At 63.2% G+C, this 22142-nt stretch carries 19 protein-coding genes; 10 read left to right on the top strand and 9 right to left on the bottom strand.

Annotation, left to right across the window (positions count from 1 at the left end; all coding sequences use genetic code 11):
• Positions 1-32 precede the first annotated feature (32 nt).
• From MOK15_RS12500 to MOK15_RS12510, 3 genes are all read right to left on the bottom strand, one after another.
• Positions 33-779: a thioredoxin domain-containing protein gene (locus tag MOK15_RS12500; RefSeq protein ID WP_242931911.1), complete on the bottom strand. Its 747-nt coding sequence runs from the start codon at positions 777-779 to the stop codon at positions 33-35.
• 44 nt (positions 780-823) lie between these two features.
• The gene (locus MOK15_RS12505; RefSeq protein ID WP_242931912.1) at positions 824-1492 is read right to left on the bottom strand and encodes a thioredoxin domain-containing protein; all 669 of its coding nucleotides are present in this window, start codon (positions 1490-1492) and stop codon (positions 824-826) included.
• A gap of 101 nt (positions 1493-1593) precedes the next feature.
• Positions 1594-2136 (bottom strand): DUF721 domain-containing protein, encoded by a 543-nt coding sequence (locus tag MOK15_RS12510; protein ID WP_242931913.1) that lies wholly within the window; start codon positions 2134-2136, stop codon positions 1594-1596.
• Positions 2137-2162: 26 nt separating this feature from the next.
• On the opposite strand from MOK15_RS12510, the gene MOK15_RS12515 reads away from it, so the two are divergent.
• From MOK15_RS12515 to MOK15_RS12530, 4 genes are read left to right on the top strand one after another with little or no spacing between them, the layout of a single operon-like run.
• Positions 2163-3224 (top strand): A/G-specific adenine glycosylase, encoded by a 1062-nt coding sequence (locus tag MOK15_RS12515; RefSeq protein ID WP_242931914.1) that lies wholly within the window; start codon positions 2163-2165, stop codon positions 3222-3224.
• Complete coding sequence (nudC, locus tag MOK15_RS12520; RefSeq protein WP_242931915.1) at positions 3211-4140, top strand: NAD(+) diphosphatase; 930 nt, start codon at positions 3211-3213, stop codon at positions 4138-4140. Before MOK15_RS12515 ends, nudC begins: the two co-directional genes overlap by 14 nt.
• Positions 4141-4185: 45 nt before the next feature.
• Positions 4186-5532 carry a TldD/PmbA family protein gene (locus MOK15_RS12525; protein WP_242931916.1) on the top strand — a complete coding sequence of 449 codons (1347 nt, stop codon included), beginning with the start codon at positions 4186-4188 and terminating at the stop codon, positions 5530-5532.
• Complete coding sequence (locus tag MOK15_RS12530) at positions 5519-6316, top strand: inositol monophosphatase family protein (RefSeq protein ID WP_242931917.1); 798 nt, start codon at positions 5519-5521, stop codon at positions 6314-6316. Before MOK15_RS12525 ends, MOK15_RS12530 begins: the two co-directional genes overlap by 14 nt.
• Positions 6317-6381: 65 nt before the next feature.
• Here the strand turns inward: MOK15_RS12530 and MOK15_RS12535 are convergent, their stop codons facing one another.
• Positions 6382-6921 (bottom strand): hypothetical protein, encoded by a 540-nt coding sequence (locus MOK15_RS12535; RefSeq protein WP_242931918.1) that lies wholly within the window; start codon positions 6919-6921, stop codon positions 6382-6384.
• A gap of 68 nt (positions 6922-6989) precedes the next feature.
• A complete protein-coding gene (gene purD, locus MOK15_RS12540) occupies positions 6990-8267 on the bottom strand; it encodes a phosphoribosylamine--glycine ligase (protein ID WP_242932739.1) in 1278 nt (425 codons plus the stop codon).
• A 7-nt stretch (positions 8268-8274) separates the two neighbouring features.
• Here purD and xseA point away from each other — a divergent pair, with 7 nt between their 5' ends.
• Genes xseA through MOK15_RS12555 form a run of 3 tightly spaced genes read left to right on the top strand, consistent with a single transcriptional unit; the run spans position 8275 to position 10851 of the window.
• A complete protein-coding gene (gene xseA, locus MOK15_RS12545) occupies positions 8275-9771 on the top strand; it encodes an exodeoxyribonuclease VII large subunit (RefSeq protein ID WP_242931919.1) in 1497 nt (498 codons plus the stop codon).
• 28 nt (positions 9772-9799) lie between these two features.
• Complete coding sequence (locus MOK15_RS12550; RefSeq protein ID WP_242931920.1) at positions 9800-10012, top strand: DUF2093 domain-containing protein; 213 nt, start codon at positions 9800-9802, stop codon at positions 10010-10012.
• Positions 10009-10851 (top strand): M23 family metallopeptidase, encoded by an 843-nt coding sequence (locus tag MOK15_RS12555; protein WP_242931921.1) that lies wholly within the window; start codon positions 10009-10011, stop codon positions 10849-10851. The genes MOK15_RS12550 and MOK15_RS12555 overlap by 4 nt, the downstream gene beginning before the upstream one ends.
• Before the next feature lie 6 nt (positions 10852-10857).
• Here the strand turns inward: MOK15_RS12555 and MOK15_RS12560 are convergent, their stop codons facing one another.
• Positions 10858-11400, bottom strand: coding sequence for a hypothetical protein (locus tag MOK15_RS12560; RefSeq protein ID WP_242931922.1), 543 nt, complete (start codon positions 11398-11400; stop codon positions 10858-10860).
• A gap of 394 nt (positions 11401-11794) precedes the next feature.
• Between MOK15_RS12560 and MOK15_RS12565 the strand changes: the two genes are divergently transcribed.
• On the top strand, positions 11795-14803 hold the full coding sequence (locus MOK15_RS12565) for a TonB-dependent receptor (RefSeq protein ID WP_242931923.1): 3009 nt from the start codon (positions 11795-11797) through the stop codon (positions 14801-14803).
• A 95-nt stretch (positions 14804-14898) separates the two neighbouring features.
• On the opposite strand, the gene MOK15_RS12570 is transcribed toward MOK15_RS12565, so the two are convergent.
• Positions 14899-15924 carry a hypothetical protein gene (locus tag MOK15_RS12570; RefSeq protein WP_347567195.1) on the bottom strand — a complete coding sequence of 342 codons (1026 nt, stop codon included), beginning with the start codon at positions 15922-15924 and terminating at the stop codon, positions 14899-14901.
• A gap of 109 nt (positions 15925-16033) precedes the next feature.
• Between MOK15_RS12570 and MOK15_RS12575 the strand changes: the two genes are divergently transcribed.
• A complete protein-coding gene (locus tag MOK15_RS12575) occupies positions 16034-17314 on the top strand; it encodes an aspartyl/asparaginyl beta-hydroxylase domain-containing protein (RefSeq protein ID WP_242931924.1) in 1281 nt (426 codons plus the stop codon).
• Between the two features lie 113 nt (positions 17315-17427).
• Positions 17428-17643, top strand: a complete 216-nt coding sequence (locus tag MOK15_RS12580) for a hypothetical protein (RefSeq protein WP_242932741.1) — start codon at positions 17428-17430, stop codon at positions 17641-17643.
• 87 nt (positions 17644-17730) lie between these two features.
• Here MOK15_RS12580 and clpB read toward each other — a convergent pair whose 3' ends face one another.
• Entirely contained in the window at positions 17731-20310 is a 2580-nt protein-coding gene (clpB, locus tag MOK15_RS12585) for an ATP-dependent chaperone ClpB (protein ID WP_242931925.1), read from the bottom strand.
• Positions 20311-20386: 76 nt separating this feature from the next.
• The gene (locus MOK15_RS12590) at positions 20387-22054 is read right to left on the bottom strand and encodes a M28 family metallopeptidase (RefSeq protein ID WP_242931926.1); all 1668 of its coding nucleotides are present in this window, start codon (positions 22052-22054) and stop codon (positions 20387-20389) included.
• Between the last annotated feature and the right edge of the window lie 88 nt (positions 22055-22142).

The raw sequence follows: 22142 nt of genomic DNA on the forward strand, positions 1-22142 counted from the left end.
GCAAACGCCTCTATCGCTCCCCCCCGCGTCAATCAGAGGCCCGCTTGTTTGAGCTTGGGCTGGAGCAAGGCCCAGTTGGCGACATTGTCGACCAGCACGCCGTTGATAAGGAAGCTGGGCGTACCCTGAATCTGATATTGGCTGTTGGCGGCTTCGACGCCCTTGGCGAGCTTTTCGGCGGCTGCGGTGTCGGTCAGGCATTGTTTGGCCTGATCGGCGGAAATGCCGCGCTGCTGTGCATATTCGACCAGGCCGGCAATCTGCGCGATGGCGCCGAAGCGCTGGGCGGGCGGGAGCTGTTCCACATTTTTAAATGCAGCCTCCTGACCCTGTACCTTCTCGAACATCGCTGCCTGATTGGCGAAAAATTGTTCCGAAAGCGGGTAATAAATATCCTTGCCGCCGCAGCGCGCGAGCAGGGCGGTGGTGAGGTCGATGGGGTCACGCACATAGGTGCGGAATTCGAAGCTCATCTTGCCGGTGTCGACGATCTTCTTGATCTCTTCCGAGGCTTCGGCAGCGAAATCGCGGCAATGGCTGCAGGTGTAGGAGCCATATTCGACCAGTTTCAGCTTCGCGTTGGGATTGCCCATCAGATAATAGCCTTCGGGCGTCTCGGCGATGGTTTCCGACCAGCTTGTGCCGGCGGGCGCGGCAACGGCGGCGATCGGCTCGCCGCTGGGCTTGGCGCCTTCCTCGCTTTTGCTACATGCGGCGAGGGTCAGGCTGAGGGCGATGAGGGCAATGCCGGCCAAGGCTGGACGAGGATATGCTTTCACGACGGGCTAGGCTCCGATGATTGGCGTATGGGATTGGGTGTAGATCAGCGCGCGGCGGGGGGCAATGCAGCCTGAAGGATCGCCCAGGTCGAACCCTGGACCAGCGTGCCGTTGACGGTGAAGCTGGGCGTGCCCGTAATCTTTATCTTGTTCCACGCCTCGTCGGTCATGGCCAGCACCTGCTTCATCGATTGCGGGTTGGCGATGCAGGCGTCGAGCTGGGCATTGGAAAAACCACGCTTGTTCATCAGCGCATAAAGGCCGGTCTTCTGACCGATATCCTTGAGCGCGGGAATCTGCTCGGTCGGCTTGGTGGCGTCGCGGTCGTAGGTTTCAAGCTGCTCCATCCAGGCAGTCTGGTTGGCGAACAGCGCCTCATGATTGCCCATGAAGCGAGCCGGGCCGCCGCAGCGGGCGAGCAGCGCGGCGGTCAGGTCATATTTGTCGCGCACGGCGTTGCGCACCTCGACGCTGAGCTTGCCGTCCTTCACATATTGGGTCTTGAGCGGCGCGCTGGCCTCGCCGACGAAATGGGCGCAGTGCGAACAGGTATAGCTGACATATTCGATCAGCTTGGTCGGCGCGGCCGGGTTGCCCATGAAGTGACCGCCGATCGGGGAAATCACGACGCGGTTCACCCAGTTGGCGGCGGGCGCCGCTACCAGGGCTGCGGGAACGGCGAGCAGGGCGAGCGGCAGGAGCAGTTTCTTCATGAGGCGTGTCCGTAGATATATGCGGATGAACCGGAGCCGAATATTTCTTAGTTTTCCGCGATTTCCAAGTCGTCAGATGTCCCATCTGACTTGAAATCGCTCTAGTTAATTTTGGGCAAGCCGCTGCTGTTGGCAAGCCCCTGCGCCAGCGATTCGAGCACGGCGCGCAGTTCCGGGTCGCCAATGTCGCGCAGCGAATCACCCAGCTCGACCGGAATGGGCTTGAGGTTGCGCGGCGGTGGGCGGCGCTCGGCGGTCGCGGGCAATATGTCGCCCTGCCGCATGGCGACCTTGGCCACGGCGGCATAGCCGAAGAAGCGGTTCACCCGTTCGATGATATCGGGCAGCACATGCTGGACCATCGGCGCATGGCCGCTCATCACCGTCAATTGTAGCGTGCCGCCGGCCTTCTGCCCGACCGGAAAACGGATCGATTCGGGCGCGCTGATGCCCGCATAATGGGCCCCGACGATCTCCGCCCAGCGCGTCACGATGCTCGACTGGACGAAACCGAACTTGCGGAAGGCGGCGCGGCCGATGTCCGGCATCAGGTCGGCGATCCGGCGCGGTGCGCCCACACGTGGCCGTTCTTCGGCGGGCGTCTTGCGACTCTTGTATTTCGGTGGGGCCGGGCGTTCCGTCATGGCGTACTTAATGGCATAGGGCCGCCATGCGCGTCGAGGGTAGAGACATAAAAATCGCGAGCGACCTGCTGGCCCATTATGACGTCCACGCGCGTCGCCTGCCGTGGCGTGCGCCGCCGGGCGCCAACGCCGCCGATCCCTATCGGGTGTGGCTGTCGGAAGTGATGCTGCAACAGACCACGGTGGCGGCGGTCGGCCCTTACTTCGCGAAGTTCACGCAACGCTGGCCAACGGTTGCGGATCTGGCGGCGACGCCGGATGCCGACCTGATGGCCGCATGGGCAGGGCTGGGCTATTATGCCAGGGCGCGCAACCTGCTGGCTTGCGCACGGGCAGTGGTGCGCGACCATGAGGGCTGCTTTCCCGACACGGAGGAGGGGCTGCGCGCGCTGCCGGGCGTGGGCGCCTATACCGCCGCCGCCGTGGCCGCCATCGCCTTTGGACGGCGGGCGGTAGTGGTCGACGCCAATGTCGAACGGGTGGTGGCGCGGCTCTTCGCGATCGATACGCCGCTGCCCGCCGCCCGGCCGGAGATTCGCGATGCGGCCGACCATATCACGCCCGATGCGCGCGCCGGGGACTTCGCCCAGGCGATGATGGATCTGGGCGCGACCATCTGCACGTCGCGCAATCCGGCCTGTGGCATCTGTCCGCTGCGGGAGGATTGCGCCGCTGTCCTGACCGCCGATCCCGCCGCTTTCCCGGTCAAGGCGGCGAAGAAAGCCAAGCCGCATCGCACCGGCCATGGCTGGTGGATCGAGCGTGACAGCCATGTCTGGCTGGTCCGCCGCCCGGACAAGGGCCTGCTGGGCGGGATGCGCGCGCTGCCCAGTTCGGACTGGAGCGCATCGCCCGACGCCACGCCGCCGATCGCCGCGCGCTGGGCGACGATCGGGCAGCCGATAGCGCATGTCTTCACCCATTTCTCTCTGGCGTTGACGGTCCATCATGCCCATCTGGGGGAGAAGATGACGCCGGCGGGCGAAGGCGAGTGGTGGCCAGTCGAACGGATTGGCGAAGCGGGGCTGCCGACCCTGTTCGCCCGCGCGGCCGAGGCGGTGAGGAAGGAAAGAGATGCACGGGACTGACATGCACAAGGGCGCAGCGCCAGGCTTTGTCGGCGGTACGCTCGACCGGGTCGACCATATCCGCACCAATCCCGCGATGCTGGCGGAGGCCTTTGCCAATCCCGCTGCCCGGCTGCTGATGCTGGACGGTCTGGAACCGGTCGAAGCGGACGGGCATCTGGTGCTGGAACCGCTGGCGGCGGAGGCGCTGGTCGAGGATCATGTGCTGCTCGGCATCGATATGCAGGAGCGGCCGATCTTTGCCCGGCTGGTTGCTGGCCTTGGCCCCAATCTGGTGCCGACGCCACGCAGTCGCGCCATCGCGGACCTTGTTTCGGCCGAGGAGGTCGCGCTCTACGGCACCGCGCGCAGCCTGGTCCATTGGCACGCCCGGCATCGCTTCTGTTCGGTTTGCGGCGCGGAGACGGAGCCGGCCAAGGCGGGCTGGGCGCGCAAATGCAGTGATTGTGCTGCCGAACATTTTCCGCGCACCGATCCGGTCGCGATCATGCTGGCGGAGCATCGGGGGCGGGTGCTGCTGGGCCGCCAGCATAGCTGGCCGCCCGGCCGTTATTCGGCGCTCGCCGGCTTCATCGAGCCGGGCGAGACGATCGAGGAGGCAGTGGCGCGCGAGCTTTATGAGGAAGCCGGCGTGCGTGTTCATGACGTGCGCTATGTGATGAGCCAGCCCTGGCCCTTCCCCTCCTCCCTGATGATCGCCTGCATCTGCGCGGCAGAGGATGATGCGCTGACGCTTGATCCGACCGAGATAGAGGATGCCTTCTGGTGCGATGCCGAAGGGGTCCGTGCGGCGCTGGCCGGGGAGCCGGATGCGCCCTTCCTTGCCCCGCCGCCCATGGCCGTCGCCTGGCACCTGCTCGACCGCTGGCTCGCGGCGGTTGTTCCCGCGCTTGTTCCGTCTGGGGCAAGCGCGTAAGGCCAACCCCCTTCCTTTCTTCCATTCAAGGACTATCTCCCCTCCATGCTCAGCCTAGAAGAAGCCCAGTCGCGCGCGCAGGATCTGGTGAGCGCGGCGCGCCAGGCGGGTGCGGACGCGGCCGACGCCATCTATGCCTGCAATGCGTCGACCAATGTGTCGGTACGCCTCGGCGCGCTGGAGGATGTCGAGCGGTCAGAGGGCGAGGAGATTGGCCTGCGCGTCTTCATCGGTCAGCGTTCCGCCAGCATCTCCGCGTCGGACATGAATCCCGCGACGCTCGGAACGCTGGTGGACCGCTGCATCGCCATGGCGCGCGAGGCGCCCGAAGATCCCTATGCCGGCCTCGCGCCGGAGGATCGGCTGCTCAAGAAGCGCCCGCCTTCGCTCGATCTGACTGACGCGGAAGAACCGGAACCGGCAGCCTTGCGCGAACGCGCGCTGATCGCCGAGGAAGCCGCGCGCAGCGTGCCGGGCATCACCAACAGCGAGGGAGGCGGCGCGGCGAGCGGCCGCAGCCAGGTCGCGCTGGCGACCAGCCATGGCTTTGCCGGCGCCTATGCGGGCACCAGCCATTCGACCTGGGCCAGCGTATTGGCGGGCGCAGGCGCAGACATGCAGCGCGACCATGCCAGCCATAGCGTACGGCATCTGGAGGACCTGGACGATGCCGAAGCGATCGGGATTCGTGCCGGTCAGCGCGCGGTGGCGCGGCTCAATCCGGTGAAGGTCGAAAGCGGCGTCATGCCGGTGATCTTCGACCCGCGTATCGGTTCCAGCATGATAGGCCATCTGATCGGCGGCATGGTCGGCCCGGCGATTGCGCGCCGATCCAGCTTCCTGCTCGACATGCTGGGCGAGGCGATCTTCGACGCGGGCGTCACCATCATCGACGATCCGTTGCGCGTCCGCGGCCTGCGCTCGCGTCCCTTCGATGGAGAGGGGCTACCGGTCGAGCGGCGCGCGTTGATAGACAAGGGCGTGCTGACCGGCTGGCTGATGGACAGCGCTTCGGCGCGGCAGCTCGGCCTGGAACCCACCGGCCATGCCAGTCGTGGGGGCAGCGGCGCGCCCGGCGCCAGCGTCACCAATGTCCATATGGCGGCGGGCAGCGTGTCGCCCGGTGACTTGATGGCGGACGTCAAGCGCGGCCTCTATGTCACCGAACTGAGCGGCATGGGCGTCAATGGCGTCACCGGCGACTATAGCCGTGGCGCGGCGGGCTTTCTGATCGAAAATGGCGCGGTGGCTCATGCGGTGTCGGAAATCACCATCGCCGGCAACCTCAAGGACATGTTCCAGGCGCTGGTGCCGGCCAATGACCTGCAGTTCCGCTACGCCATGAACGTGCCGACCCTGCGTATCGACGGGATGACCGTTGCCGGAGGCTGATCCCCTGTTAGGCAAGGTCGTATCCGTCGTGACGGATGCGGCGGACCATGCGCTGAAGCTCTGGGCCAACGGGGAAACCCGCGTGCGCCAGTGGGAGAAGGTGCCGGGTCATCCGGTGTGCGAGGCCGACCTGGCGGTCGACATATTGCTGCGCCAGCGGCTGGCGGAGATAGATCAGCAGGCAGGCTGGCTGTCGGAGGAGACGGCGGACACCGTGCATCGCCTGGGTGTGTCGCGCGTCTGGGTGGTGGACCCGATCGACGGCACGCGCGATTATCTGCGCGGGCGGCCCGGCTGGTCGGTGTCCGTGGCGCTGATCGAGGATGGCGCCGTCAGGCTGGGCATCCTCGCTGCGCCGGCGCGCAACGAATTGTGGATCGCGCAAGTGGGGCAGGGCGCGACCCGCAACGGGGTGACGTTGCGGGCCGGATCGCGCATCGACCTGCCCGGTGCGCGGGTGCCGGCCGATCAGTTGCCGCGCGCCGACCGTGATCTGGTGGCGGTGGACAAGCCCAACAGCATCGCGCTGCGCATGGCGATGGTCGCCGCCGACGAAGCGGACCTGGTCGCCACGGTGCGCTGGGGCAATGAATGGGATGTTGCGGCGGCCGCGCTGATCTGTGCGGAAGCAGGGGCGACCGTCACCGATGCGCTGGGCGACCCGCTGCGCTTCAACCGACCGCAGCCGATCGCTTTTGGACTTCTCTGTTCCGCACCGGGCATCCATGCCGCTGCCCTTGAGCGACTGACGCCGCGCGCGCAGGAGATTTTGGGGCGGGCCTGATCTTGCGCTTGCGGATCGGTTTTCATGGGCGGAGCCGGTATCGCTACCGGCCAGCGCCTGACCCGTCAGAGCTTGCCATATTTGGCTTCGAAACCGGCCGTGTCGCCGGCGGCCAGATATTTGGCCTGGTCGATCCACTGGTCGCGGACCGGGCGGCCTTTGAAGTTGCCGAGCTTGGCATCGATCGCGGCGATATCGGCGTCGGACCAGCTTGCGATCTGGGCATAGCGGGTAACGCCCAGTTCGATCAGCAGCGTGTTGAGCTTGGGGCCGACGCCCTTGAGCTTGAGCAGGTCGTCTATCTCTGCAGCGGGGGGTGTGATCGTCGGGGAAACCGGAGCGGATGCGGGCGCCGGTGCGGCAACGGGTTCCGGTTCAATTTTCGCAACGGCGGGTGCGGGTGGCGGTACTATCGGATCGGGGATTATCGGCGTCGGAGCAGCGGGCGTTTCCGGTGCGCTATCGACTAGCGGTTGCGGCGCGATTGGTTCCACCGGCGTGTCGATGGACGGCTTGCGCTTGCCTGATAGCAGGAACACCAGGCCGATGATGACCAGCAGCCCGATCAGCAGCCACAGGCCATAGTCCATGAAGAATTCCTGCATCGTGCATCTCCTCCCTCTTCGCGTATCTGATCCTATTTAAGGATGGTTGCGCGTGCGGGGCAAGGGTCTCACGCCTTTTCGCGCGCAACTTCCCGCCAACCAATATCCCGACGGCAGAATCCGGATGGGAAATCGATCGCGTCGACCGCGGCATAAGCCGCTGTCTGCGCCGCGCCCACCGTGTCGCCGGTGGCCGTGACGTTGAGCACGCGCCCGCCATTGGCGACCAGTGCGCCGTCCTTGTCCGCAGTGCCGGCATGGAAGACCTTGGCGCCATCCTTTTCGGCCGCGTCGATCCCATTGATCGCGCCGCCCTTTTCCGGCGTGCCGGGATAGCCGTTGGCCGCCATGACGATCGTCAGCGCCGTGCGGTCCGCCAGTTGTACGGGTCCCTGTTCGGCCAGCCTGCCTTGCGCCACGGCAAGCAGCAGCTCGACCAGATCGCCGTCGAAGCGGGTCATCAGCACCTGGCATTCAGGATCGCCGAAGCGGGCATTATATTCGATCAGCTTCGGCCCTTCGGCGGTCAGCATCAGTCCGGCATAAAGCACGCCGGAATAGGGAATGCCCTCCGCCGCCAGCGTGTCGACCGTTGGCTTGATGATCGTTTCGATCACCTGCGCTTCCAGTTCGGGCGTCAGCACGCGCGCCGGGCTGTAGGCGCCCATGCCGCCGGTATTGGGGCCGGTGTCGCCGTCGCCGACGCGCTTGTGATCCTGGGCCGAACCGAAGGGCAGGATCGCGCTGCCGTCGGTGAGCGCGAAGAAGCTCGCTTCCTCGCCGGTCATATATTCTTCGAGCACCACTTCCTCGCCCGCCGCGCCGAACGCGCCGGAGAACATGGTGTCGAGCGCTTCCAATGCCTCCTCGCGAGTTTCGGCGATGATGACACCCTTGCCCGCGGCGAGGCCATCGGCCTTGATGACGACCGGCAGCGTGAAATCGTCCAGTGCGGCGATGGCGCCGTCCTTGCTGGTGACACGGCAGTAGGCGGCAGTAGGGATGCCCGCGCGCTGGCACAGATCCTTGGTGAAGCCTTTCGACCCTTCAAGCTGCGCCGGCTTCTTGTTAGGACCAAATACGGCGACGCCCATGGTGCGAAGATTGTCGGCAAGACCGTCGACGAGTGGCGCTTCCGGCCCGATCACCACCAGGCCGATCGAACGACGGATGCAGAAATCCAGCACCGCGCGATGATCGACCATGTCAAGGTCGACCAGGGTGGCGTGCTGCGCTATGCCGGGGTTGCCAGGCGCCGCGTAAAGCGTTTTGAGGGCCGGCGATTGCGCCAGCTTCCACGCCAGCGCATGTTCGCGGCCGCCGCCGCCAAGCAGAAGGATGTTCATTTCGCCCATGGTCCCGGATTATGATGCCAATGACAGTTCGGGCCGCCTGTTAGCGGAGGAGAAGGCCGGGGACAACGCGCCGCCGCTGTCGGTCAGCGAATTGTCGGGATTGCTCAAGCGCACGGTAGAGGATCGTTTCGGCCATGTCCGCCTGCGCGGCGAGATTTCCGGTTTCAAGCGCGCGGCGTCGGGCCATCTCTATCTGGCGCTCAAGGACGACAATGCCGTCATCGACGGCGTGATGTGGAAGGGCGGGGCGCAGCGGCTGGCCTTCGCACCGCAGGACGGCGTCGAGGTGATCGTCACCGGCAAGCTCACCACCTATCCCGGCCGGTCCAAATATCAGATCGTGATCGACCGGATGGAGCTGGCTGGCGAAGGCGCGCTGATGGCGTTGCTGGAGAAGCTCAAGGCCAAGCTGGCGGACGAGGGGCTGTTCGCGCCCGAGCGCAAGAAGGCGCTGCCCTTCCTGCCACGCACCATTGGCGTCGTGACGTCGCCGACCGGCGCGGTGATCCGCGATATCCTTCATCGCCTGGAGGATCGTTGCCCGACCCAGGTATTGCTCTGGCCGGTGCTGGTGCAGGGACAGGGTGCGGCCGAACAGGTGGCGCGCGCGGTGCGCGGCTTTTCGGCGATGGACGGCAACGGGCCGCTGCCCCGGCCCGACCTGGTGATCGTTGCGCGCGGCGGCGGGTCGATCGAGGATCTGTGGAGCTTCAACGAGGAAATCGTCGTGCGCGCGGTCGCCGACTGCACCATCCCGATCATCTCGGCCGTGGGGCATGAGACCGACACTACCCTGTGCGACTATGCTGCCGACCGTCGCGCACCGACGCCGACCGCTGCCGCCGAAATGGCGGTGCCGGTGCGGGCGGAGTTGCTGGCCGGCCTCTCCGAAATGGGCTTGCGAGCTGGGCGTGCGGCGCGGCGCGGCATAGCCCAGGCCAGAGAACGACTGGAGATGCAGGCGCGGTTGATGCCGACGCCCGATACGCTGCTTGCGCCGCAAAGGCAGCGGCTCGACCAACTATCCGACGGGTTGGCCAGCGGTCTGCGCCATCGTCTTGCCGATGCGCGCGCGCATCTGGCGCAGGCGGCCGGCGCGCTCCGGCCGGCGCTGTTGACGCAGCAGTTCCAGCGCGGGCGTGAACGGCTGGACCGGTTGCGGTTGCGGCCTGACTATCTGGCGCGCGTCCTGTCCGATCGCACCACCGCCTTCGACCGGGTTTCGCGTCATTTCGCTTCGCTCAATCCCGACCTGCCGCTGCAGCGCGGCTATGCGCGGGTGATGGCGGCGGGACAATTGGTGCAGTCCGTGGCGGCGGCACAAGCGGCGGGCCAGGTGACGCTGCACTTCAAGGACGGAACGGTCGATGCTGTGGTTGGAGATGCCGCGCCGCCGCTTGAGAAGCCGGGCCCGACCGCTATATCTTCACCATCCCGCCCCGCCCGCAAGCCGCGTGGGGCGGAGGAGGGACAGCAGCAGGATCTTTTCTCCTGACGCTGCCGTAGCAAAGGCCGATTGACCCATGTTGATGTCCAACCGCGAACGTGTCGCCCGTCTCCACTACATGCCCTACAGCTTTCGCGTATTGCAGGCTGGGGATCATGTCGTATGCGCGGTGAGCGGGGCAAGGATCCCGCTTGAGGAGCTGCGCTACTGGAGCATTGCGCGGCAGGAACCCTATGCCAGCGCCCAGGCCTCGGCACAGGCGGAATTGAAGGCCGGCCGCGTCGGATGAAGGCGCTGGCCGGTGCGATGCTGCTTGCGGGACTCGTTATTTCGCCGGCAGTCGGCACAGCGGCGCCTGCCCCCGATTTACGGCTGACTGGTCCCTTGATGCAGGGCGGTGTCGTCATAGGGAATGCGCCCGCAGGAATTGTCGCCCTGAATCTGGATCAGCAGTTGGTGCCGGTCGATGCCGACGGCCGTTTCCTGATCGCCTTCGATCGGGACGCGCCACCTGTGGCGCGTCTGTCCGCGCGTTTCGCCGATGGCCGCACGATCGACCGTCAACTGACCGTTGCGCCGCGTGACTGGCGGATCGAGCGCGTGAACGTGCCGCTCCGTTCGACCAAGAGCAGCGAAGCCTTTCTGGCGTTGCGCAAGCCCGAACTGGAGGCGATCGACGTTGCCCGCAAGACGATGACCAATGCCCAGGGGTGGCGACAACGCTTCATCTGGCCGCGCATCGGCAGCATCTCCGGCCTGTTTGGGTCGCAGCGCATCTATCAGGGGCAGCCGGGCGCCTATCATGGCGGCGTGGATATTGCGGGCGCGACCGGCGAACCGGTGGTGGCGCCGGCCGACGGCGTCGTCATCCTGGCGGCGGGCGACAAGCCCTTTACGCTGGAGGGGCATCTGCTGATGATTGACCATGGTCATGGCCTCAACAGCGCCTTCCTGCATCTGTCGCGGATCGACGTGAAGGTCGGCGATCATGTGACCCAAGGGCAGCGGATCGGCGCCATCGGGGCGACCGGCCGGGCGACCGGCCCGCATCTTCATTGGGGCATGAAGTGGAACACCGCGCGGATCGATCCGCTGCTGCTTGCTGGACCGATGCCGAGCGGCCGATAGGACGGATCAGCCGACCCGCTTCATCCGCACGGCGCGGCCGCCCTCTACCTTGCCCATGAAGCTGCCCATGGTGGCGCGGCGAATCTCGATGGCCTGGCCGACCTTGGGATCGCGGCCGGTGGTGGCCTCGGTCGTCATCCAGGTCGCGCCGTCTTCCAGGACGATCTGCCACTTGCCATAGCCCAGACTGCGCAGTGACGCGATCCTGGCCTCGATATGGCTGAAACCTTCCTCTTCCTTTGTTGCCTCCCTGTCGTCGCCATCCCCCAGGAAGGGCAGTTTGGGGAAGGCGAATCCGAACAGCGTCTTGCGCGTCTTGTTGAGTTCGCTCTTGTCCAGCACGACCACTTCGTCGCGTTGAGATGCGACCTCCATCGCGCCGACCTGTTGATCGAAGCAGGCAAGGCGCTGCGCATCATTGGCGATGGCGCGGCACTGGAGCAGGTTGGTAAAGATTTCAGCCCTGGGCTGCTCCCTGGGGGCCGCTGCGGCTTGTCCCGCCAGAAGGCAGAGGGGAACCGTCAGAAGCCAACCATGCTTGCCGTTCATGTCCGCATTCTCCTTCGCCCAAGCCTCTATCGGCGGTAACATGCATTCGCCGGAAGCCAGGTCAATATGATCGTGGCCAACATGTGTCTCCTTGGCGGAGGCACATTTGATCTCTCTCCGCAGCGATGTTTGCATTAATGCTACAGTGCTTTGGAATTTCGTGAAATAATCTTGCAACACGATCGTAAAACAGCCGTCTCCGACCCTTGTTGTATTTATGATACAGCATCTTCCAAAAGCGGCCTTTGTGCTTTTCCCCCGCTTTACAGCGCCCTGAACCCCGCGCAGTTTCCGGCAATCCATATGGGGGGGATCGCTGTCGGGCACCATTCCCTTCATAGGTGACAAGTTAGTGGCAGATCATCTGCCAAACTCCAGAGCAAGGGACTGGACTGTGAAAACATTTTCGAAAAGGGCACTTCTGCGTGCCAGCGCCGCTCCGGCGATCCTGAGCGCGTCGCTGATCGCGACGGCTGCGTTCGCGCAAGAGCCGCAGGCGGCGAACGCTCCTGCTGAAGGCGATACCATCATCGTCACGGGTTCGCTGATCCGCAACCCGAACCTTGAGCGTTCGACCCCGGTTACTGCGACCACATCCGACCAGATTCAGTTGAAGCAGAACAACACCGCCGAAGACATTCTGCGTGAAATCCCAGGCGTTGTCCCCAGCATCGGTTCTGCCGTTAACAACGGCAATGGCGGCTTTTCGTTGACGGACCTTCGTGGTTTGGGTTCGTTTCGCAACATTGTGCTTGTCGATGGTTCGCGTCTTGCTCCTTCAACCCTTCGTGGTGAGTTCGACCTCAATAACATCCCGTTGGCGTTGATCGAACGTGTCGACGTGCTGACCGGTGGCGCTTCCACCACCTATGGTGCTGACGCGATCGCGGGCGTAGTGAACTTTATCACCAAATCGGATTTTGCTGGCCTGGAAGGGAACATTTCCAACCAGTTGACCGAACAGGGCGACGGCAATTATTTCCGTGCTGACCTGACCTTGGGTGCGAATTTCGACGATGGCCGCGGCAATGTGGTCTTCTCGGTCGGTTATCAGCAATCTGATCCAGTCTATCAGGGCGATCGTTCCTTTTCGAGTGCCTCGATTGACTCCTTCACCGGTGCCAGCGGTGGTTCGGGCACCTCGACGCCGTCTCGTTTCACCAATGTGAACGTGACTGGCGCTGACTCGATCACCACCGGTTGCGGCGCGACGGGACAGGTGGCTTGTAACGCAGTCCAGGGCAACCGCCAGGTGACTGCCGCAGGAGGAGCTTTCCGTCCGACGTCCGCGTTCGATGCATATAATTTCAACCCTTACAACATCTTCCAGACGCCGTTTGAGCGCTTCAACATGTATGGCGCGGGCCGTTACGAAGTTAGTGACGCAGTGGAAGTCTACACCCGGGGCGTGTTCTCGAAGAACACCGTCAGCACCATCATCGCACCGTCGGGCGTGTTTGGCATTTCGGTCAATGTTCCGTTGAGTAATCCCTATCTGTCGGCGGCGCAGCGTAACGCTTTCTGCGCCTTCGACACGAATCCCGGTGCGGGCTACACAGCTCGCTTTAGCCAGGCGGAATGCGACGCGGCCGCGCTTGCAACCAATCCTAATGACCCCAACTATAAGACCGTCTCCACGACGGTGAGCCGTCGTGCCACGGAACTTGGTCCACGTATCTCGGACTTCACCACCACCTTCTTCGATTACAGGATCGGTGCGCGCGGCGGTATCACTGATACGATCGACTGGGATATTTCGGGTGCTTATGGTCAGAGCGAGCAGGTACAGACCCAAAAGGGCTACTGGCTGAATTCGCGCGTGCGCCAGGCTCTGCTGGCAACCAATACCACTAGCTGCCTTGATGATTCGAATGGTTGTGTTCCGCTCAATCTGTTCGGCCCCGACGGTTCGATTACGGCGGCCCAGAATGCGTTCCTGAATGCCAATAGCCAGGTCACGACCAAGACCTCGTTGGCACAGGTTAAAGGCACGGTCAGTGGCGATATTGGCATAGCGGCTCCTTGGGCATCTGATGCAGTCGCTTTCGCAATCGGTGGTGAATATCGCAAATATACCGCCACGCGCGAATCCGATCTGCTGTCCCAGTCGGGTGATCTCGGCGGCGCTGGCGGCGCATCGCCGAATGTTGATGGCGCCTATGACGTCTACGAAGCATATGGCGAACTGATTCTGCCGCTGGTGCAGGACAAGCCATTCTTCCAGGATCTGACCGCGGAGGCGGGCATCCGCTACTCCGACTACAGCGTCCGTGGGGGATCGGGCTACAAAACCACCACGTGGAAGGCGGGCGGTAGCTGGACTCCGGTCGATGGGATCAAGATTCGCGGTAACTACGCGCACGCTGTTCGTGCGCCTAATATTTCGGAACTCTTCTCGCCCCTCAACACCGTGCTGACCAACTTGTCGGCCGATCCGTGCGCGGGTATCGCTCCGACCCAGAATGCCAATCTTGCGGCAATCTGCATCGCGCAGGGGGCAACGGCTGCTCAGCTAGGTTCGATCATCAACGATCCGGCTGGCCAGGTGAACACCACTACGGGCGGCAATCTCGCTCTGAAGCCAGAAAAGTCGAACAGCTATACCATTGGCGTTGTGTTGCAGCCGACTTTCGCCCGTGGCCTGTCGATTACTGTCGATTATTACAACATCAAGATCACCGGAGCGATCACCAACCCGACGCCGGATGACGTGATCAATGGCTGTTTTGGCAATGTCACTGCGGCCAGTGCGACGGATCCGGCTTGTACGAATATCCGGCGTGACCCATCGACTGGTTCACTCTTTGGTGAAGCCGCGGTTGTGGGGGGCTTGTACCAGCCACTGTCGAACCTCGGTCGACTGCAGACGGATGGTATCGATGTTTCGCTGAACTATTCGAAGGACATCGGTTTCGCCCAGTGGTCGCTGGCCGCGACTGGTAACTGGACCCATTCTTCGAAGTTCCAGGCGACGCCGACTTCTGTTAACCGCGAATGTGTCGGCCTCTATTCGGTCAATTGCGGCTATAGTGGTTCGCTGCAGCCGGAGTTCCAGTGGTCGGTCCGTAACACCTTGTCCTTCGGCGTGGCTGATGTGTCGCTGCTGTGGCGCTATATCGACGGTATGAAGTATGAGGACGGTGATGCTTTCGTTGGTGAACTCAACGGCAAGCAGGTTGATTTCAACCATATTCCGGCTGAACATTATTTCGACCTGACCACGCGCTTCCATGCGTCGGATGAGCTTACCTTCACGCTCACCGTGCAGAACCTGCTGGACAACAAGCCCAAGGTTGTTGGTAACACGATTGGTGCAACCGCCTTCAATAGCGGTAATGTCTATCCGTCGACATACGACGCGCTCGGCCGTCGCTATGCGGTGTCCGCGAAGTTCCGCTTCTGATCAGCAATCGCGTTTAGACAAAAAGAAAGGGGCTGGTGGAAACACCGGCCCCTTTTTTATGTGTTATCGGGGAGGGAGCAGAAGGGATTTGAAATTCAGCCCAGAAGTGGGCGCGGCAACGTCATGGGAATGGCGGCATTAGTGGCGATGATGCTGGCCCAATGCATGACCTTCTCGACCTCTTCCCCATAGGTTTCGAGATCGCGCTGCGCCTGACGAGTGCGTTGGCCATCGACAAATTCGACGCCGCTTTTGGCATCGCGCGCGAAGACTGGGCCAGTGACGATCTCATCGATCATTGCTTCGTCCATGGACAGGCTGAACAATCCTGCCAGTGCGGTGAGGCTATCCTTCGGCCGCGCGACCAAAGTCTCGCTGTCGAGTGTTGCCACCCGATCGCCCAACCGCTGGGTAAGCATGAGAAACTGCCCTTGTTGTGCCAGCCAGCCAACCGCAGCAACCTGGATATCGGTTAAGTCCAGATATTGATCCGGTGCGATACCGACAGGCGCAAGCATCCCCTCTCGCATCAGCTTCTGGAACAGATCGCGGACCCAGAGTCGTCCCCACATGCCCTTGCGCGCGATTGAGGCGAGATACATGTCTAATGGGGCGTGTAGCAGCAAGGCTCGTGCTTGTGGTCGCAGGCCCATGATACCGGGGATCAGCGGATTGACGATGTTGGAAGGTTTGACCACTGTGGTTTCGCCGGGGTTGAATGGGCGGGCGAGCAAGCGCATCCCCTCGTCCAGCACCCGCGCCACGTCTGCCCCCTTGGCGCCTCGATGGCGCCAGCCGATCAGGTCGTTGAGCAGTACGGGTTCCTTGAGGCCCATGGCGATGCCGGTTTGATCGAAAGCGGCCGCCAGCAGGGTCGAACAACAATAGGCCGAATGAAAGAGGAAATGGATCGGTCCTGGCGCGGCGGCCTGTGCCATGGCATCAGCGCGACGCAGGACCATAGGTTGTTCCTGCCCTAGATACTCGTCGATCAGGAACGGAATCTCCGCATGCCGTTTGCGTGGAACGTGCAGCATGTGGAAAGCATCATGGCCAGGATCGTAGCGATGGGCGAGCCATTCGGCATTGGTCATGGCGTTATGGAGGGAAGGGGCGCTCATGACCATCAGCCTTCGCATGGTCGCCATATTCGCACAAGGTGACAAGATTTCACCCACTTGCCATGGCTAATGCGTCTGATAGCCTGACGGATCAAAGCTGGGGGGCTTTATGGATGTGACGGTTGGGCGGTTGTTGCAACAGGCGGTGGAGGCGCGGCGTCAAGGCCGTATCGCCGAGGCTGAACGAATGCTGGGGGATGCGCTCAAACATCAACCGGGTGAGCCGCAGGCGCTCAACCTGCTTGGTCTGATCGCTCTTGATCGACGCGACTTCGCGGCGGCGCATAGTCATTTTCTGGCGGCGGTGCAGGTTGATCCGAAGGAAGCCGCGTTGTGGATGAACGTTGCGTCGGCAGAGCGCGGATTGGTTGACGTCGAAGGAGAGCGCAGCGCGTTGATTCAGGCGATTGCGATCGATCAGCGTAACTTGATGGCGCAGGTTCGCATGGCCCAGTTGCAACAGAAGCAGGGGGAAGCGCAGGCGGCGGCTGATAGTTGGGGCAAAGTGCTGGCACTGACAGCGGGCCTGACCGATATTCCGCCTGCGTTAGCTAGCACGCTGGAGGAAGCGCGCCAGTTCGTTCGCGATCATAATGCCCATTTTGCTGCCTTTATCGAGGCGGGCGTGGCAGAAGGATTGAATGTAGCTGACACTGTTGCTCGGCGGCGTTTCCAGGCCTGTCTCGACCATGAGTTCGGCCGTCGCTCCATCTATCAGAATCACTGTTCCGGGTTGCACTATCCGTTTCTTCCGGCCGATGAATTTTTCGACCGGCAGCATTTCTCCTGGATGGCAGAATTGGAAGCGCAGAGCGATGCAATCCGCGCAGAGTTCCTGGCATTGATAGAGCGGGACGGCGCTAACGTTCGTCCCTACGTGCAACAGGACGCAGGGACTCCTGAGAACCAGTGGACGGCTCTGGACGGATCACTTGATTGGAGTGCCGCCTTTTTGTGGGAATATGGCGTGCGCAACGAGACAGTTTGTGCTGCCTGTCCGCAGACAGTGGCGGCGCTCGAAGCGCTGCCTCGCGCCGATATTCCCGGCCGCGCCCCTTCGGCCTTCTTCTCGCTGCTCAAGCCTCGAAGCCGAATCCCGGCTCATACCGGCGTCACTAATACCCGCGCCATCATCCATTTGCCGCTCATAGTTCCGCCCGGCTGCCTCTTCCGTGTCGGCGGCGAAACAAGGGCTTGGCAAGAAGGTATCGCCTTCGCCTTCGATGACACAATAGATCACGAAGCCTGGAATGATAGCGATCATTTGCGTGTGGTGCTGATTTTCGATGTCTGGAATCCACATTTGTCACTTGAAGAGCAGAAATTATTGAAGCAATTCTATGCAACGGCCGATGCCAGCAAGACGAAAGATATCCAGGTGAGCATCTGACCGACGGCAGGAGAGCGAATTGCGCCTCACAAGCGAAAGATCTTTTCCATTGCCTCTCAGGGAGATTTTAAGTGCATGTTTTAAAAGCAGTAACCGCGTCATGTCTGTTTATCATGGCCATGCCTGCACTGGCAGAAGACAAGCCCCAGGTGGCTCGGAATGATCCCAATGCCGTGCGCTGCAAGCGGCTTGAGGTTACCGGATCGCTGGTGCGCAAGGAACGAATCTGCAAAACTAATGCGGAATGGCGCGCTATCAGCGAGCAGCAAAATCGCGACGCCGATGACCTGATTACCCGCAGCCGCGTAGGGATGAATCCTAACAATTGATGCGCAGCCACCCGTCGGCAATCGGAACGACATTGCTGGGATGGCCGATTAGCAAAAGGCCCATCGTTCATGCGACGGGCCTTTTGCTTATATGACGCTCAGTTTCAGCGCCCCATCCCCATCCTCGACCTTCACCGTCGATCCATCGGGTACTTCGCCGCGCAGGATCAGGTCGGCGAGCGGGTCTTGCAGGTAGCGTTGCACTGCGCGCTTGAGCGGTCGCGCGCCATAGACGGGGTCATAGCCGACGCGGCCCAGCCACGCCCTTGCGCCGCTGGTCAGGTCGAGCACGATCTTGCGGTCCTTGAGCAGCTTGCCGATCCGGGCGACCTGGATATCCACGATGGGCGCCATATGGGCGGCGCCCAGGCGGTGGAACAGGATCACTTCGTCCAGGCGGTTCAGGAATTCGGGCCGGAAATGCGCGCGGACGATGTCCATCACCTGATCCTCGACCTTCTCGACCGGCTCGTCGTCGGTAAGGCTCGTCAGAAACTGGCTGCCCAGGTTCGACGTCAGCACGATGATGGTGTTGGTGAAGTCCACCGTGCGGCCCTGTCCGTCGGTCAGGCGGCCGTCGTCCAGCACCTGGAGCAGGATGTTGAACACGTCGCCATGCGCCTTCTCGACCTCGTCGAACAGGATGACCTGATAAGGGCGGCGGCGGACGGCTTCGGTCAGCACGCCGCCTTCCTCATAGCCGACATAGCCCGGAGGGGCGCCGATCAGGCGGGCGACGCTGTGCTTTTCCATGAACTCGCTCATGTCGATGCGGACCATCGCGCTGTCGTCATCGAACAGGAAGCCGGCCAGCGCCTTGGTCAGTTCGGTCTTGCCGACGCCGGTGGGGCCAAGGAAGAGGAAGCTGCCGAGCGGCCGGTTCGGGTCCTGTAGTCCGGCACGGCTGCGGCGCACGGCGGTCGAGACGGCCTTGACCGCGTCGGCCTGGCCAATGACGCGCTTGCCCAGTTCCGCTTCCATATTGAGCAGCTTTTCGCGCTCGCCCTCCAGCATCCGGTCGACGGGGATGCCGGTCCAGCGCGACACGACGGAGGCGATATCCTCGCTCGTCACTTCCTCACGCAGCATGGCGCCCTGAGTCACATTCTGCGCCTCGGCCAGCTTGCGTTCCAGATCGGGGATGCGGCCGTAAGCCAGCTCGCCCGCCTTGGCGAGGTCGCCCGCGCGCTGGGCCTGTTCCAGTTCCAGTCGCGCGGCGTCGAGCTGTTCCTTGACCTTCGCCTCACCGGCGATCTTGTCCTTTTCCGCCTGCCAGCGCTGGGTGAGTTCGGCCGATTGCTGCTCCAGATTGGCGAGGTCTTCCTCCAGCGCGGCCAGACGATCCGCCGACGCCTTGTCCGTTTCCTTCTTCAGCGCTTCCCGCTCGATCTTGAGCTGGATGATGCGGCGATCGAGATTTTCGATCTCTTCGGGCTTGGACTCCACCTCCATGCGCAGGCGGGACGCGGCCTCGTCCATCAGGTCGATGGCCTTGTCGGGCAGGAAGCGGTCGGTGATGTAGCGGTTGCCGAGCGTCGCCGCCGACACGATCGCGCCGTCGGTGATCCGCACGCCATGGTGCAGCTCGTACTTCTCCTTCAGGCCGCGCAGGATGGAGATGGTGTCTTCCACAGTCGGCTCGCCCACGAAAACGGGCTGGAACCGCCGCTGGAGCGCGGGGTCTTTCTCCACATATTTGCGATATTCGTCGAGCGTGGTCGCGCCGATGCAATGAAGTTCGCCGCGCGCGAGAGCGGGTTTCAGCAGGTTGCCGGCATCCATCGCGCCTTCGGATTTGCCCGCGCCGATCAGCGTGTGCATCTCATCGATGAACAGCACGACCTGCCCCTCGGCGGCTTTTACTTCGTCCAGCACGCCTTTCAGCCGTTCCTCGAACTCGCCGCGATATTTGGCGCCTGCGATCAGGCTGCCCATGTCGAGCGCCATCAACGTGCGGTCCTTGAGCGTATCGGGCACGTCGCCATTGGCGATGCGCAGCGCCAGGCCTTCCGCGATGGCGGTCTTGCCGACGCCGGGGTCGCCGATCAGGACGGGGTTGTTCTTGGTCCGGCGGGCGAGAATCTGGATGGTTCGGCGGATTTCCTCGTCCCGGCCGATCACCGGGTCCAGTTTGCCCGCCCTGGCTGCTTCGGTCAGGTCACGGGCGAATTTCTTGAGCGCGTCATAGCGATCCTCGGCGCCCGCCGTGTCGGCGGTGCGGCCACCGCGCAGGGCATTGATCGCGGCGTTGAGCGCTTCGGCCTTCACGCCCGCCGCCGCGAGCGCCTTGCCCGCCGTCGTGGTGGTGGCGAGGGTCAGCGCCAGCAGCAGCCGTTCGACCGTGACGAAGCTGTCGCCGGCCTTGGCTGCGACCTGCTCTGCGCTGTCGAGAACCCGCACGGCGTCATTGTCGAGGCCCGGCGTCTGCTGCGCGCCGCTGCCGGAGACGGACGGCACCTTGGCCAGCGCTGCGTCGGTGTCGCGCAGCGCGGTCGCCGCGTCGCCGCCCGCCGCTTTGATGAGGCCGGACGCCATGCCCTGCTGGTCCTCCAGCAGCGCCTTCAACAGATGTTCCGGGCCGATCCGTTGATGGCTCATGCGGATCGCCACTGTTTGCGCCGACTGGAGGAAGCCCTTGGCGCGGTCGGTGAATTTTTCGAGGTTCATGCGGTCCTCATGGAAATGGATTGCCAGCGATGTAATGTTGCCAAAAAGTCACACAAGGCCTGGCCTCGAAAAATCCTTATCGTCTTGCCTTGGCGGCTTGCGGTGCGAACAGGTCGCCGAAGAAGTCCTGCGCGAACCATTGGGGCAACGTATCGCTATCGGCCATGGCGCGGGTGATGCGGTAATTGGCTTCGGCAAAGCGCGCGCCTGCATTCCAGTCGATCTTCTGGCTCATGTCGTCGCCCGGATGATGATAGGCGCCGCCCAGGAAATCGCCCCAGGCTTTTTCGCCGCCATTGGCGTAGCCGGTGGCGAGAAAGACGGCGGGCACGCCCTGCTTCACGAACATATAATGATCGGAGCGGACGAAGATCGTCTCCTGCGGCATCGGGTCGGGGGAGAGCTTCACGCCCATCGGCGCGACGGCCTTGGCGACGATCGGCCCCAGCGTCGAATGGTCCGCGCCAAAGGCGATGAGGTCGGTGAAGGGGTAGAGCAGCAGCGGCATGTCGAGATCGACATTGCCGACGATCTGGTTGACCGGAACGCTTGGATGGCGCGCGAAATAATCGGCGCCCAGCAACCCTTTTTCCTCGCCGGTCGAGGCGAGGAAGATGATCGAGCGGCGCGGCTTGTCTGGCGATTGCGCCATGGCGCGCGCGACTTCCAGCATGGTCGCGACGCCCGCTGCATTGTCGAGCGCGCCGTTATTGATGCGATCCTTGTCTACCGGATCACCCGGTTTCGCGGGGCTGACCCCGATATGGTCGAGATGGGCGGACAGGACGACATATTGGTCCTTCAGCGCCGAATCGCTGCCCGGCAGGATGGCGACGACATTGGGGCTGGTGACGCGCTGGCTGATGCTGTCCGCCTTGATCTGTACGCTGGTCTTGAGTGCGAACCCCTTGGGCTTGCCGCCTACCTTGTCGGCGGTCCTGCGGATCGCGGCGATGGTCGTGGGCGCAGCGGCGAATACTGCGTCGACCGCCGGATCATTGAGCGAAGCCGATGCGCGGATGCCCGGCGCTTCGTCGAAAGGCACGCCCTGCGGTGAGACCCAGGTGAAATCGGGTTCGTCGGCAAACTGCACCATGCGCGCCCATGGCCGCGCTTTCATCGACTGGATCGTGCCGACCGAGACCATGCCGATCGCGCCATGCGCCTGCGCGATCATCGCCTTGGTGGCGGAGAGATGCGCGCCTTCCTCGCTCGGCAGCCCCTTGGGATAGCCGCGCAGGGTGACGACAATCTTCCCTTTGACGTCCAGCCCCGCATAGTCGTTGAGGCCCAGCGGCGCATTTTCCAGGCCATAGCCGACGAAGACGAGCGGCGCCGTGACGTCCAGATGCGGCTCGGCGGCGTTCAGCCCGACCAGCACGTCGCCGGCATGGGTGAAGCGCGTCGCGCCGCTGGGGCCGGTCACGGTCAGCGTGGCGGGCGTCTGCGCCCGCTCGGTCTTCTGGAAGGTGATGCGTTGCAGCCAGCTTCCATCATCGCCTGCGGGCTTGAGGCCCAGCCCGTCGAACTGGCTGGCGACGTAGCGGGCGGCGATCTCATGCCCTTCGCTTCCCGTATCGCGGCCCTTGAGCAGATCGTCGGCCAGAAATTCGACATGCGCGCGCACGGCGGCGGGCGAGAAGGCGGGATCGGTTGATGTCGCCCTTCCCGACGAAGATTGGGCGGACAGGGCGGCGGGAAGGGCGAGGGCGGTAGCGGCAGCCAGCAAGGCCAGGCGTTTCATGGATGGAAGGACTTTCGGAATATTATCTATGGCGACAGACTTGCCGCCCGCCTTTCGCCTTGTCCAGCATGGCGATGGCATTTGCCGC

Source organism: Sphingobium sp. BYY-5 (assembly GCF_022758885.1).
In the GTDB taxonomy this organism is placed as follows: Bacteria; Pseudomonadota; Alphaproteobacteria; order Sphingomonadales; family Sphingomonadaceae; genus Sphingobium.

Bases quoted from the DNA above. Each gene is read 5' to 3' on its own strand.
- MOK15_RS12535 (WP_242931918.1), bottom strand. From the start codon at position 6,921: ATGCAGGAATTCTTCATGGACTATGGCCTGTGGCTGCTGATCGGGCTG.
- xseA (WP_242931919.1), top strand. From the start codon at position 8,275: ATGGTCCCGGATTATGATGCCAATGACAGTTCGGGCCGCCTGTTAGCG.
- MOK15_RS12560 (WP_242931922.1), bottom strand. From the start codon at position 11,400: ATGAACGGCAAGCATGGTTGGCTTCTGACGGTTCCCCTCTGCCTTCTG.
- MOK15_RS12505 (WP_242931912.1), bottom strand. From the start codon at position 1,492: ATGAAGAAACTGCTCCTGCCGCTCGCCCTGCTCGCCGTTCCCGCAGCC.
- MOK15_RS12590 (WP_242931926.1), bottom strand. From the start codon at position 22,054: ATGAAACGCCTGGCCTTGCTGGCTGCCGCTACCGCCCTCGCCCTTCCC.
- MOK15_RS12550 (WP_242931920.1), top strand. From the start codon at position 9,800: ATGTTGATGTCCAACCGCGAACGTGTCGCCCGTCTCCACTACATGCCC.
- MOK15_RS12580 (WP_242932741.1), top strand. From the start codon at position 17,428: ATGGCCATGCCTGCACTGGCAGAAGACAAGCCCCAGGTGGCTCGGAAT.
- MOK15_RS12525 (WP_242931916.1), top strand. From the start codon at position 4,186: ATGCTCAGCCTAGAAGAAGCCCAGTCGCGCGCGCAGGATCTGGTGAGC.
- MOK15_RS12570 (WP_347567195.1), bottom strand. From the start codon at position 15,924: ATGAGCGCCCCTTCCCTCCATAACGCCATGACCAATGCCGAATGGCTC.
- MOK15_RS12515 (WP_242931914.1), top strand. From the start codon at position 2,163: ATGCGCGTCGAGGGTAGAGACATAAAAATCGCGAGCGACCTGCTGGCC.
- MOK15_RS12510 (WP_242931913.1), bottom strand. From the start codon at position 2,136: ATGACGGAACGCCCGGCCCCACCGAAATACAAGAGTCGCAAGACGCCC.
- MOK15_RS12575 (WP_242931924.1), top strand. From the start codon at position 16,034: ATGGATGTGACGGTTGGGCGGTTGTTGCAACAGGCGGTGGAGGCGCGG.
- clpB (WP_242931925.1), bottom strand. From the start codon at position 20,310: ATGAACCTCGAAAAATTCACCGACCGCGCCAAGGGCTTCCTCCAGTCG.
- nudC (WP_242931915.1), top strand. From the start codon at position 3,211: ATGCACGGGACTGACATGCACAAGGGCGCAGCGCCAGGCTTTGTCGGC.
- purD (WP_242932739.1), bottom strand. From the start codon at position 8,267: ATGAACATCCTTCTGCTTGGCGGCGGCGGCCGCGAACATGCGCTGGCG.
- MOK15_RS12555 (WP_242931921.1), top strand. From the start codon at position 10,009: ATGAAGGCGCTGGCCGGTGCGATGCTGCTTGCGGGACTCGTTATTTCG.